Here is a 12353-nt window from a genome sequence, read left to right as displayed (position 1 = left end):
AATATTCAAAACAAGTAGACGGTTTTATAATGCATTGATAATTAATACATTATATGAGAGATTATTTTCTCGTAGAGAATCGACTCGTTTCTCTACGACAAACGCTTCGATTCTCTACGAGAAACGGGGCATTTATCACCGAGAAATAAGTGAAACATCCATAAGATATAACAATTGGTATAGTTACGAAAGTAGAGTCAGTCATTAATTGTAATGAAAAAGAAAACATAGTGAAGAAAGGACATATCTTTCGTAGTTAACATTTATTAAAGCAATATTCTGCGGAAACATTTGGTTTTAATAGAGTATACGAAGATCGTGTTGATTCTCTACGAGCAATGGGCCGTTTCTCACCAAGAAATAAACTAAATATTCATAAGATATAACAATTTGCATGAACATGAAAATAGAAACAATTATCAATTGTTATGAAAACAGAAAATAAAATATTGAATGGAACTTTTTTGATTAACTTTTATTAAAGATCTGTTTTTTATAAATAGTTGGTATTAATAGAGTATACGAGAAGAAAATTTAAAACAGAATCTAAAATCTTGATTTCAATCAAGACTTTTTTTGTTCTGACGGAATACTTTTGTACCAGACAAATAAGAACTGAAAATGAAGAAGGTTATCATCATAGGTGCTACATCCGGTATTGGACGTGGATTGGCAGAGACTTTTATAAACGAAGGGTATATTGTCGGCATTGTTGGTCGTCGGGAACTAATACTACAGGAGATCTGTTCGCAAAGTGAAGATTGTCACTACAGAGTATGCGACATTACCAATGACAATGATACACTTTATCAACTCAATACACTCACTAATGAAATGGGGGGTATGGATATTCTGGTAATTTGTTCCGGTGTGGGGGAAGTAAATCCAAAATTGGACTATCGGCTGGAGAAGCCGACTCTTCTGACAAATGTAATTGGATTTACTAATATTGCGGATTGGGCTTTCCTATTCTTTCAACACCAGCAGTCAGGACAACTTGTTGTTATATCTTCCATTGGCGGTATTCGTGGAAGTGGTGTTGCCCCGGCATATAATGCAACCAAAGCGTTTCAAATGAACTACACAGAAGGGCTAAGGCAGAAAGCTGCAAAATTACCTTATCCTCTATATATCACAGATATACGCCCCGGTTTCGTTAACACAGCTATGGCAAAAGGAGAAGGCTTATTTTGGGTGGCATCTCTTGATAAAGCAGTATGTCAGATATATAAAGCCATTATACGAAAAAATAAAGTAGTCTATATATCCAAACGTTGGAGGTACATAGCATGGTTTCTAAAAATAATTCCTTCTTATTTGTATTGTAAAATGATGTAATGATACAATTCCGGTTATTTATCAATCTTAAAATCATATAGAAATATGTTTTTGTTTAATAACAATCAACTTTATATCCGATATCTTTTAATACCTTTGAGCGTTATTTACAACAAAATCAGATGAGGGTATGATGAGTCTCCGTAAACTACTTTTTTGGGTGTTTATTTGTATATTGACATTGTGTGCTTTAAGATATGGAGTCCTGGAAAGTGCGAATCAGTACATCTATAATCTTCGTAATACACATATTCCTTCTTTTGCCTACCGATATGATGATTTTCTGCCATATCTTCCGCTGGTAATTATGTTCGGATTAAAAATAACAGGAATAAAGAGTCGAAGTAACTGGACACAAATGCTGGTTGCTACTGTTTTTTCATTTGCATTGATGGTAATTACTGTCTCTTCAATTAAGTCATTGGCTGGAGTATTAAGACCGGACGGATCTGATTTATTATCTTTTCCTTCGGGGCACACGGCAACCGCTTTTACATCAGCATGTTTGTTGTACAAGGAATATGGCAAGAAAAATATCCTGGTAAGTATAGTGGCCTATTTACCGGCCGTAGTTACAGGTATTACCCGCCAGCTTAATAACAGGCATTGGTTAAGCGATGTAGTAGGAGGGGCAGTGATTGGAATTGTTGCAGTGGAAGCAGGGTATTTCTTTACGAATTTACTTTTCAAAAAAAACAGAACTAAGATACAGATCTGATCTCTATACAATCAAAAAGGAGTCCGGCAATTACCGGACTCCTTTTTCAAACGTTTCTTTCAATAAAATTCTGATAACAACTTTTTTACTCATGGAGCATCACATACCCCCAAATCATAGAATCGGCATTTCCGATTCTATCTAACAATCTTTTTACCCATTTCATAATTTAAACATTTTATATTATATACCTTGAAAACACTGCAAATGTAAAGTAGAAATGTTACGATTGAATTGATATAAAGCAAAAAATATATTTCAAAGTTCTGTTTTTTGATATATGTCAATGAATCCAGCTCTTTTTGTATGACAATTATAGATAAAAAAAGACTTCTTCGGGTGTCACTTTATACACCCGAAGAAGTCTCTACTACTAAATATGACTATTTAGAAATGCAGTTTTTATTTTACTTTCTGATTAGTCATTATTATCTTCTTCACCATCAACCAGGTTATTTAATTCAATTTCCAAATCGACTAACTCCTGTTCCCACAATTTTATAATATCTTTGGGAGTATCTTTAGGAGCCTTTTTAATCCTTTCCTGAGCAACAGATACCTGATGCTCCAACTGACTGCGTCTGCCCATATCGGTTATTTATTTATGATTATATAAATTAATTATTACTATGAATAACAGCCACCGAAAGTAAAAGTTTGTTCAATAAAGACTTTTATTACACTAAATATTTTAGACTTTTGAGCTATGCAGTTTTTTATAAACCTCTATGCGAAGATCTCTTTCTGCTTGGGATAGGTGCGCGGGAAGCTCAATTGATGTTCGCGGACTGATTGCCACAAGCACCACATCACCTACACTCTTTTTATACTCTTTGAGTACGTTCTCTATCAACTGACTGGACGAATTCATTTCAGATCGTATCATATTACCTTTTTTCATAATTCAAATTGTATTATTTTAGTTTTATATTTTATAGAAATGATTCTTGTTCCATCTACTTTTAATCAGAGTCTGACGTACTATCAATTTCCTGTTTTTTGTTCATTCTCGAAGCAGATATTCACTGCATTCATACCTTTTATCCCTCGTTCGAGATCGAATGTCACAATGTCATTTTCTGAAATATCAGCCATTACATTGTTCACGTGAAAAAAGTATTTCTCAGTTCCCGAAAGGTCTTTGATAAAGCCAAAGCCTTTGGAAGTGTTGAAGAATTCTACTCGTCCTTTCATTACGGTTGGAATCTCTTTTTCCTTTTTAGGAGTAGATATAACAATTTCCTCCTGCTTTATTTCTTCTTTTTTGATGTTCTCTGTTGGTGGTGTAGAGGTTATCATACCATTTTCATCAACATAGGCAATCATATCATCCAGGCTATTCGCTTTGGGTGATAGTTTTTTTTCTTCTTTTCTTTTTTGTTTTTCCGCTCGGCGAGCGAGTCTTTTCTTTTCGTTCTCACGTTTGTCAACTGTTACGGATTTTGCCATTAAAATTATATTTTGATTAATACTTAAATATCTCAACGTTTGCTGATTTCTGATTAAACCAACTTGTGAGTTGCTAAGAAGAATTCACTTTCCAGTTTATTCATTACTTCTTTTACACTACTTATTTTTTCTGCGAGAAAAGCATTGCTGCCGGCAAATGCATATCCTCTTCTCATATTACCTTTTGCAGCATTATACAATGCTTTGATAATGCAATAAGGGCTTTTTTGATAATCACATGTCTTGATGCAATGAAATGAGCATTTTTTGGGTCTTTCCATACCACTTTCTACGTTATGGATAAACTCTCCATTGATGGCTCTTCCCGGCATCCCGACAGGGCTTTCAATGATAAGTACATCTTCAGGTTTGGAATGGATGTACACTTCTTTAAAAGTTTGGGAAGCATCACATTCCTGTGTTGTTACAAAAATACTTCCCATCTGTACAGCCGAAGCCCCCAGCTCCATAAAACGGGCAATATCTTCTCCGGTAGAGATTCCACCAGCAGCAATTACCGGAATCTTTTTCTTTTCACTGTAACTATTGGCTATCGCTACCACTGCCGGAATCAATGATTCTAAAGCATAACTTTGATCCTGCAGTTGCTCCTTCTTAAATCCTAAATGCCCGCCGGCTTTGGGACCTTCCACCACAATCGCATCGGGCAGATAGTTATAATTGGCCAGCCATTTATCACAAATAATTTTTGCAGCTCTTGAAGAAGATACGATAGGTACCAATTTAGTAGAACTATCCGGTGTTAAGTAGGCAGGTAAGTCAAGGGGAAGTCCTGCACCCGAAAATATTACATCAATTTTTTCATTGATTGCCGTACGAATCATGTCGGCATAATTGGAAAGTGCCACCATAACGTTCACTCCAATAATTCCGTTCGTCTTTTTACGTGCTTTTCTGATTTCCTCTTCCAATCCACTAATACATTTTTCAGTATAAGTTCCTTTTCTTTTAGGATATAGCAATCCTAAACCGGCACACGAAATTACACCCAATCCTCCTTCATTTGCCACTGCTGATGCTAAACCGGACAGTGAGATTCCAACACCCATTCCACCTTGTATAATAGGTATTTTGATTTCAATATTTCCTATAAAAAATGATTCCATAAATTTATTTTGTACTATACTATAAGCCGGATAAACAACCTTGAATATACTTTATGCTAAAGAGTTGACGCATGTATCGACCCAATGAAAAGGTACAGGATTGGAAATTCCTGATATTATATAGAAGAACGGAAAATTAATAAACATTCCGTGAATAAATAAAAATGAGATAACTTTAATGCAAAAACAAAAGAGGATCTTCTGTTTTTGCATTATCTGGATATTAATATCTTCTGGAGTTATTATAGTTTCTTCCTCCGTTTGATGGTTTTTCTGTACGTGGACGTGCAATGCTTACTGCAATCACTTTTTGATCGTATTCTACTCCGTTAAGCTCGTCAATCGCTTTCTGACCTTCTGTATCGTTTGTCATTTCTACAAAAGCAAATCCTCTTGACTTTCCTGTTTCTCTGTCTAAGATTACTTTAGCTGAAGATACTTCTCCATACTCTGCAAACAAATTATTTAAGTCAGCATCATTTGCGCTAAAGCTTAAACCTGAAATGTAAATGTTCATTTAAAATTTTATTAAAATAAATACTAATTCTGGAGTGAGGGAGATAATTAAAGGAGAGACCTGCTTAATAATACATAAAAAGGAGAACTATGCGATAACGACTTCGTAACTCAAACTCTGAGTACAAAGATAGTACAATAAATCAGAGAATTATACTTTGTTGCTTAATTTAAAAATTAAAAGTGTTCATTGTCATTTATTAGTAGAGCATATTCACTATAAAGCACATGGAGTTTTATTGATTAAAACGCAAATTAACACTGATTTTGCAAATGAATAACATTACTTGAAGTGAGTTGTATTGCATTTCAAACAAAGGTTTTCAAACGGGTATATCTAAAAAAAGAGAATTTCCTGTGACGGAAATCCTCTTCATTTTTCATTTATTGTATAAAGGAAAATATCTTATGCTATTCCATGAGCAGAAACCGTAGAATCGATTTTCTTAATCAATCCCTGAAGCACTGCACCCGGACCACACTCTGTAAAGTCGGTAGCACCATCGGCAACCATATTTTTCACAGTCTGAGTCCAACGTACAGAAGCAGTGAGCTGAGCAACCAAGTTCTTTTTAATTTCAGCAGGATCAGTATGAGGCAATGCATCTACATTCTGATAAACCGGACATTTGGGAGTATGAACTTCTGTTGCATTAATAGCAGCTTCCAGTTCTACTTTTGCAGGATCCATCAAAGGCGAATGGAAAGCGCCACCTACCTTTAAAGGAAGGGCACGTTTTGCTCCGGCAGCTTTCATTAATTCACAAGCTTTCTCGATACCTGGCATTGAACCTGAAATAACAATCTGTCCCGGACAGTTATAGTTAGCAGGAACACAAACTTCGCCTTCAGCTGTAACCGTAGCACAAATTTCTTCTACTTTTTCATCAGGCAATGCAATGATAGCAGCCATTGTAGAAGGAGTAGCCTCACAGGCTTTTTGCATAGCCATAGCACGTGCATAAACCAGTTTCAAACCATCTTCGAATGAAAGTGCACCGGCAGCAACCAATGCGGAAAATTCACCCAGTGAATGACCGGCAGTCATTTCCGGCTTAAAATCGTCACCCATGCAAAGAGCTGAGATTACCGAATGAAGGAAAACAGCAGGCTGAGTCACCTTTGTCTGGCGAAGGTCTTCGTCAGTACCATTGAACATAATATCTGTAATGCGATATCCAAGGATATCATTTGCTTTTTCGAACAATTCCTTTGCTAACGCAGAGTTATCATACAAGTCTTTACCCATACCCACAAACTGGGCACCTTGACCAGGAAATACAAATGCTTTCATATTTTCGTTCTAAATTTAAATTTGCGGGTGCAAAGTTATATATTTTTGTCATACAACAGCACATAATCTGCAATTTTGTGCAATGAAGATACTATTTTCCTTCTAATCTATCTGCCTTATCATCAATTATCTGCGTTTTCTCAGGATTCCAAAAATGGCACAACGGTCCATTCCCTTTTCCTGCAACTATCTCTTTACCTGCGTCAATGGCTCTACTCAGGTAGTTTTTAGCCTTACCTACCGCTTCATTCATGGTACACCCTAATGCCAGGTATGTAGCGATAGAAGAGGAGAGGGTGCATCCCGTGCCATGTAGATTTTTACTTACTATCTTCTTCTCCTTATATATGAATAAGTTTCCGTCAGCACATAAGATATCTTGCATCTCATCTCCCGGCAAATGCCCCCCTTTTATTAATACGGCAGTCCGGTAAATAGCCGAAAGTTCCCGGGCAACTTGTTGCATATCCTCCAATACAACAATCTTTTTGCCCGTTAAAACTTCTACTTCGTCCAGATTTGGGGTAAGGAGAGTCGTTAGTGGAAAAAGTTCTTTCTTTATGATTTCAATAGCAGCATCGTTCATTAACTTTCGCCCGCTGGTAGACACCATCACCGGATCATATACCACATGTTCGGGACGAAATTTACGCAAACAATCAGCTATAGCCCTTACTGTTTCTTCTTCGCTTACCATCCCTATCTTAACAGCATCGGGATGCAAATCTTCCATTACGGCTTCTATCTGTCCGCAGACAATTTCAGCAGGAACAACATGTACAGCGCGTATGCCTACTGTATTTTGTACGGTTACAGCTGTGATGGCGGACGCAGCATACCCTCCTAAAGCAGATATGGTCTTGATGTCTGCCTGTATACCTGCTCCGCCCGAACAGTCGGAACCAGCAATGGAAAGAACCACCGGATAATGTTTCATACTTGTTTTTATATATTTTCAGGGAACAAAGTTAGTATAAATTCGTACTCCTGTCAGAACATGTTTTAATTTTCCTTTTAAAATTCGTTTCTTTGATTTTTAATATAAAAAAGATGCCTATTTAGGACAACTGATTATGGAAGAAACGTACTACTTTTGCCGCATAAGCTCTAATTTAGAATCAATCGTAATATAGAATGTCATGAAACAACCTTTTCAAATACCAACTTCTGAAAAGATAGAAAACTTAATAGGAGAGGATCTTTATTATGTATGGACCTCTTTGTGTCAGCTCATCGAACAAAAATATGAGATGGAACGGCTTTGGAACAAGGGTGGTAAGGCCTGGACGTATGAATACAAATATCGTAGAGGAGGCAAAACTCTTTGTGCCTTATATGCTAAGGAATATACTTTCGGCTTTATGATTATTTTAGGGAAAGATGAACGCGCTAAATTTGAAACACAGCGGGCGTTTTTCTCAAGGGAAGTACAGATGAAATATGATGAAGCAACTACTTTCCATGATGGCAAATGGATTATGTTTGAATTAAAAAACACAAACTTATTCAGTGATATGGAACGGCTGTTGCAGATTAAGCGAAAACCCAATCGCGCAACTACAAACAGATAAAAATAAATGGTTATAAATAAAAGATATTGCCAAAGTTGCGGAATGCCACTTCGTTTCGATGTAGAAGAGTGGTTAGGTACTAATTCCGATAATTCCAGAAGCGATCAGTTTTGTTACTATTGCCTGAAGGACGGAAAATATACCGTTGATATATCCATGCAGGAGATGATTGATATCTGGATAAAATACACAGATAAGTACAATGGCTATGCAAATACTGCATATTCTCCGGAAGAACTAAGGGAAATCTTAAACAAACGTTTGCCTGCATTGAATCGCTGGCGACAAAAGCAGGAAACAAATAATGTTCATCATCAAACAATTCAGAATGTTATCATTCACATTAACAATCATCTGTTTGACAGAATAGATACGGATATACTTTGTGCGATAAGTGGCTTGTCCAAATACCATTTCAGAAGAGTTTTTCAGGCAGTGACAGGAGAAAATATCGGAAGTTACATACAACGCCTACGCATAGAACACATAGCACATCTGTTAATATCAACAGACTATACCATAAATCAAATACTGGAACATACGAATTATCAGACCAAATTCAGCATTGCTAAGGCATTCAAAAAACATTTTGGTATATCTGCATCCCAATACAGGGAAAAGTATAAACAGGCAGGTAATGAGCAAAACACAGTGATCTTTCCTGAAATAAAGACTCTCAACCCCATTAAGATATTCTGTATCGAAGTGGGCGAAGCTTACAAAGATAAGTTTCGGTACAGGCTGATCTGGGATAAACTTATACATCATGCTAAACGATACAATATAGACGGAAAGGATCGCAGATTTGTAAGTCTAAGCATGGATGATCCATCCATCACTCCTGAAGAAAAATGTCGTTTCTATTTGGGTATAACCTTATGTAATGATAAAAAAACAGATTTAAATTCCGGGATAATGGAAATACCTGGCGGGCGTTATGCAATATTCAGACATACCGGAGACTATTCTTCACTATATGAGTCCTACCGAATCATTTATGAAGAGTGGTTCCCCGCAAGCAGATATCGTCCTCAGAATACTTTAAGCTTCGAAATATACACGAATCATTCATCTGCAACAACAAAAACGGAGCTAATAACAGACATATATATACCAATTACAAAGAAATAAAGATTCACCATTATGGCAAGGATTTCAGAAATAATGTTGTTACAACAACCGGAGCAACCGGTATTGATAGTCGAAGTACATACAGATATGAATGGAATGACTAAAGCGATCGGAGATAACTTTATTAAAATAGATTCTCTGTTTAAAGAGCAAAATGAAGTTACAACAGATATTCCTTTTGTTGAGTATCCCCACTATGAAAGCTTAACTGAACAGGACATCAGAATGATCATTGGCCTTAAATCATCCGGAAGGCTGCAAGGTAAAGAAGATATAAAATCATTGATAGTACCTGCACGTAAAATAGTCTCCTGCCTGCATAGAGGGCCGTATAATGAACTGGCTGCTCTTTATAATGAGATGACGGAATGGATAAAATTGAATGGATATAAAGCTTCCGGTTCATCCATAGAATATTACTATAGTAGTCCGGATGTACCAGAAGCAGAACAAGTCACAAGAGTTGAAATGCCCGTATTTTAATATTGAGTACTTCCCGTATGGGAATTAAAACAGGGGGCCTTCTCTCTTTATCCTTTTTTAACAATCTAATGATATTCCCCTCATATCCTTTCCATAAATACAAATTGGTATATCGTATAAAATACAATAAGTCTCTTTTGCCATATACAGAAATAAACCGACGAAACTAACTGAAAATAAAGGCATCTGTAGTTTGTGTACTTTATACAATTACTAATCTTCTGTAAAGCCCAAAATACATATTGTAATTTGTATGATAAGACAATTTGCAGTTACTGTAAAATAGAAGATATGTATATCTTTGGAAAACAATGTTTTAGAACATACGATTTTCTATTTACAAAAACAAAAACAGCCTCTATATTTGCATCGTTCAAAAAACAAGTGATATGCAAAATATACAGCAACAAGCCCCATTGGCAAACAATCACATCTCAGTGGACTGTGTGGTGATTGGTTTTGACGGCGAACAATTAAAAGTACTGTTAGTAAAACGAATGGGAGAGGAGAACGGTGAAATATACCATGATATGAAACTCCCCGGAAGCCTGATTTATATGGATGAAGATCTGGACGAAGCTGCACAACGTGTATTATGTGAACTGACAGGTATCAAAAATGTAAATCTGATGCAGTTCAAAGCATTTGGCTCTAAAAACAGAACAAGTAATCCTAAAGATGTACACTGGTTGGAACGTGCCATGCAGTCGAGAGTAGAACGCATTGTGACCATTGCCTATTTATCAATGGTGAAAATAGACCGGGCACTGGATAAGAGTTTAGATGAACATCAGGCATGCTGGGTAGCTTTAAAAGATATAAAGGTACTGGCTTTTGACCATAATCTTATCATCAATGAAGCGTTGACCTATATCCGTCAGGTGGTAGAATTCAATCCCTCAATGCTTTTCGATCTGTTACCACGAAAATTCACAGCTTCTCAACTACGTATACTCTTTGAATTAGTATACGACAAACCGGTAGATGTGCGCAATTTCCATAAGAAAATAGCCCTAATGGAATATGTCGTTCCTCTCGAAGAAAAACAGCAAGGCGTTGCCCACCGTGCCGCCCGCTACTACAAATTCGACAAAAAAGTATACAACAAAATAAGACGGTAGGGGGAAATTATAAATTAAAAGATTCTCCAATCGTAAATTGTAAATCGTTAAATCGTAAATAACATCATGTATCTATTAGGTTATGACATAGGTAGTTCGTCAGTGAAGGCGAGCCTTGTAAATGCTGAAACAGGCAAGTGCATAGCTTCGGCATTTTTTCCAAAAACAGAAGCTGCTATTATTGCTGTTCATTCCGGATGGGCAGAACAAAATCCGGAGAACTGGTGGGAGAATTTAAAACTTTCCACACAAGCCATCCTGGCAGAATCGGGTATAGACGCTACTGATATTAAAGCGATTGGCATCTCTTACCAAATGCACGGACTGGTATGTGTAGACAAGAATCAGAAAGTACTTCGTCCTGCTATTATCTGGTGTGATTCGCGTGCTGTTCCCTATGGACAGAAAGCCTTTGAAACCCTCGGAGAAGAACTTTGCCTTTCGCACTTATTAAACTCTCCGGGCAACTTTACAGCATCCAAACTAGCGTGGATCAAAGAAAATGAACCGGCTGTCTATGAGCAGATTTATAAAATAATGCTTCCGGGTGATTACATCGCAATGAAATTGAGCGGAGACATCTGTACAACTGTAGAAGGGCTCTCCGAAGGTATATTTTGGGACTTCAAAAACAACCGGTTAGCCGATTTCCTGATGAAATATTACGGTTTTGATGAATCGCTGATTGCTGATGTTAAACCGACTTTTGCAGAACAGGGACGTGTAAGTGCAGCTGCTGCGAACGAACTGGGCTTGAAAGAAGGTACACCTATCACTTATCGAGCAGGTGACCAACCCAACAATGCTCTTTCACTGAATGTATTCAATCCGGGTGAAATTGCATCTACAGCGGGAACATCCGGCGTGGTATATGGAGTAAATGGTGAAGTAAACTATGATCCTCAATCACGTGTCAATACCTTTGCTCATGTTAATCACAGTGCCAGCCAGACCCGTCTCGGAGTATTACTCTGTATCAACGGAACCGGTATTCTCAATTCGTGGGTAAAACGCAATGTCGCTCCCGAAGGTATTTCATATAATGATATGAACGTATTGGCTGCAACAGCTCCCATTGGTAGTGCCGGGCTTAGTATACTTCCTTTTGGCAATGGTGCCGAACGTATGTTATGTAACAAAGAAATAGGTTGCAGCATCCGTGGTCTGGACTTCAATGCACATGGCAAGCAACATATAATCCGTGCAGCCCAGGAGGGGATAGTATTCTCCTTCAAATATGGTATCGATATTATGGGACAAATGGGTATCCCGGTACAAAAAATCCATGCAGGACAGGCCAATATGTTTTTAAGCCCTGTCTTCCGTACTACTCTGGCAGGTGTAACAGGAGCTATCATCGAACTTTATGATACGGACGGATCGGTAGGGGCAGCCAAAGGAGCCGGTATCGGAGCAGGTATTTACAAGGATAACAATGAAGCATTTGCCACATTGGATAAACTGGAAGTGATTGAACCCGATACTGCCAAACAACAAGAGTATGCAGAGGCTTATGAAAGATGGAAATTCTGTCTGGAACAATCAATGAATAAATAATCTAAAAAAACAAAGTATAAACCTTGTAACCGATGTATAATCAGTATA

At 37.2% G+C, this 12353-nt stretch carries 14 protein-coding genes; 7 read left to right on the top strand and 7 right to left on the bottom strand.

Annotation, left to right across the window (positions count from 1 at the left end; translation table 11 throughout):
- Positions 1–621 precede the first annotated feature (621 nt).
- A complete protein-coding gene (locus VCM39_RS10335; RefSeq protein ID WP_289293505.1) occupies positions 622–1338 on the top strand; it encodes an SDR family NAD(P)-dependent oxidoreductase in 717 nt (238 codons plus the stop codon).
- A gap of 133 nt (positions 1339–1471) precedes the next feature.
- Entirely contained in the window at positions 1472–2056 is a 585-nt protein-coding gene (locus tag VCM39_RS10330) for a phosphatase PAP2 family protein (RefSeq protein WP_323674049.1), read from the top strand.
- Between the two features lie 418 nt (positions 2057–2474).
- On the opposite strand, the gene VCM39_RS10325 is transcribed toward VCM39_RS10330, so the two are convergent.
- The 7 genes from VCM39_RS10325 to thiD all read right to left on the bottom strand — a co-directional run bounded on the left by VCM39_RS10325 (position 2475) and on the right by thiD (position 7379).
- Positions 2475–2645 carry a hypothetical protein gene (locus VCM39_RS10325; protein WP_007485580.1) on the bottom strand — a complete coding sequence of 57 codons (171 nt, stop codon included), beginning with the start codon at positions 2643–2645 and terminating at the stop codon, positions 2475–2477.
- Between the two features lie 102 nt (positions 2646–2747).
- On the bottom strand, positions 2748–2957 hold the full coding sequence (locus VCM39_RS10320) for a hypothetical protein (protein WP_221651448.1): 210 nt from the start codon (positions 2955–2957) through the stop codon (positions 2748–2750).
- 83 nt (positions 2958–3040) lie between these two features.
- Positions 3041–3505 (bottom strand): cold-shock protein, encoded by a 465-nt coding sequence (locus tag VCM39_RS10315; RefSeq protein WP_221651447.1) that lies wholly within the window; start codon positions 3503–3505, stop codon positions 3041–3043.
- Between the two features lie 53 nt (positions 3506–3558).
- Entirely contained in the window at positions 3559–4632 is a 1074-nt protein-coding gene (locus VCM39_RS10310) for a nitronate monooxygenase (protein ID WP_322934166.1), read from the bottom strand.
- Between the two features lie 223 nt (positions 4633–4855).
- Positions 4856–5149: an RNA recognition motif domain-containing protein gene (locus VCM39_RS10305; RefSeq protein ID WP_221651445.1), complete on the bottom strand. Its 294-nt coding sequence runs from the start codon at positions 5147–5149 to the stop codon at positions 4856–4858.
- 405 nt (positions 5150–5554) lie between these two features.
- Positions 5555–6442 (bottom strand): ACP S-malonyltransferase, encoded by an 888-nt coding sequence (gene fabD, locus VCM39_RS10300; RefSeq protein WP_289293504.1) that lies wholly within the window; start codon positions 6440–6442, stop codon positions 5555–5557.
- Between the two features lie 91 nt (positions 6443–6533).
- Positions 6534–7379 (bottom strand): bifunctional hydroxymethylpyrimidine kinase/phosphomethylpyrimidine kinase, encoded by an 846-nt coding sequence (thiD, locus tag VCM39_RS10295; protein WP_322934167.1) that lies wholly within the window; start codon positions 7377–7379, stop codon positions 6534–6536.
- 202 nt (positions 7380–7581) lie between these two features.
- On the opposite strand from thiD, the gene VCM39_RS10290 reads away from it, so the two are divergent.
- The 5 genes from VCM39_RS10290 to VCM39_RS10270 all read left to right on the top strand — a co-directional run bounded on the left by VCM39_RS10290 (position 7582) and on the right by VCM39_RS10270 (position 12305).
- Entirely contained in the window at positions 7582–8013 is a 432-nt protein-coding gene (locus VCM39_RS10290; RefSeq protein ID WP_289293502.1) for a DUF3788 domain-containing protein, read from the top strand.
- Between the two features lie 6 nt (positions 8014–8019).
- Complete coding sequence (locus tag VCM39_RS10285; protein WP_221651441.1) at positions 8020–9144, top strand: GyrI-like domain-containing protein; 1125 nt, start codon at positions 8020–8022, stop codon at positions 9142–9144.
- A 12-nt stretch (positions 9145–9156) separates the two neighbouring features.
- Positions 9157–9627, top strand: a complete 471-nt coding sequence (locus VCM39_RS10280; RefSeq protein ID WP_289293498.1) for a GyrI-like domain-containing protein — start codon at positions 9157–9159, stop codon at positions 9625–9627.
- Positions 9628–10016: 389 nt separating this feature from the next.
- The gene (locus VCM39_RS10275) at positions 10017–10748 is read left to right on the top strand and encodes an NUDIX hydrolase (RefSeq protein ID WP_002560287.1); all 732 of its coding nucleotides are present in this window, start codon (positions 10017–10019) and stop codon (positions 10746–10748) included.
- Positions 10749–10814: 66 nt separating this feature from the next.
- Complete coding sequence (locus tag VCM39_RS10270) at positions 10815–12305, top strand: FGGY-family carbohydrate kinase (RefSeq protein WP_322934168.1); 1491 nt, start codon at positions 10815–10817, stop codon at positions 12303–12305.
- The last annotated feature ends 48 nt before the right edge of the window (positions 12306–12353 follow it).

The organism is Bacteroides mucinivorans (assembly GCF_034654355.2).
In the GTDB taxonomy this organism is placed as follows: domain Bacteria; phylum Bacteroidota; class Bacteroidia; order Bacteroidales; family Bacteroidaceae; genus Bacteroides; species Bacteroides nordii.
The sequence above is the reverse complement of the archived record's forward strand: the minus strand, read 5'-3'. Positions and strand labels throughout refer to the sequence as shown.

Excerpts from the sequence above, each read along its gene's own strand:
- VCM39_RS10335 (WP_289293505.1), top strand. The coding sequence starts at position 622 with ATGAAGAAGGTTATCATCATAGGTGCTACATCCGGTATTGGACGTGGA.
- VCM39_RS10330 (WP_323674049.1), top strand. The coding sequence starts at position 1,472 with ATGAGTCTCCGTAAACTACTTTTTTGGGTGTTTATTTGTATATTGACA.
- VCM39_RS10325 (WP_007485580.1), bottom strand. The coding sequence starts at position 2,645 with ATGGGCAGACGCAGTCAGTTGGAGCATCAGGTATCTGTTGCTCAGGAA.
- VCM39_RS10320 (WP_221651448.1), bottom strand. The coding sequence starts at position 2,957 with ATGAAAAAAGGTAATATGATACGATCTGAAATGAATTCGTCCAGTCAG.
- VCM39_RS10315 (WP_221651447.1), bottom strand. The coding sequence starts at position 3,505 with ATGGCAAAATCCGTAACAGTTGACAAACGTGAGAACGAAAAGAAAAGA.
- VCM39_RS10310 (WP_322934166.1), bottom strand. The coding sequence starts at position 4,632 with ATGGAATCATTTTTTATAGGAAATATTGAAATCAAAATACCTATTATA.
- VCM39_RS10305 (WP_221651445.1), bottom strand. The coding sequence starts at position 5,149 with ATGAACATTTACATTTCAGGTTTAAGCTTTAGCGCAAATGATGCTGAC.
- fabD (WP_289293504.1), bottom strand. The coding sequence starts at position 6,442 with ATGAAAGCATTTGTATTTCCTGGTCAAGGTGCCCAGTTTGTGGGTATG.
- thiD (WP_322934167.1), bottom strand. The coding sequence starts at position 7,379 with ATGAAACATTATCCGGTGGTTCTTTCCATTGCTGGTTCCGACTGTTCG.
- VCM39_RS10290 (WP_289293502.1), top strand. The coding sequence starts at position 7,582 with ATGAAACAACCTTTTCAAATACCAACTTCTGAAAAGATAGAAAACTTA.
- VCM39_RS10285 (WP_221651441.1), top strand. The coding sequence starts at position 8,020 with ATGGTTATAAATAAAAGATATTGCCAAAGTTGCGGAATGCCACTTCGT.
- VCM39_RS10280 (WP_289293498.1), top strand. The coding sequence starts at position 9,157 with ATGGCAAGGATTTCAGAAATAATGTTGTTACAACAACCGGAGCAACCG.
- VCM39_RS10275 (WP_002560287.1), top strand. The coding sequence starts at position 10,017 with ATGCAAAATATACAGCAACAAGCCCCATTGGCAAACAATCACATCTCA.
- VCM39_RS10270 (WP_322934168.1), top strand. The coding sequence starts at position 10,815 with ATGTATCTATTAGGTTATGACATAGGTAGTTCGTCAGTGAAGGCGAGC.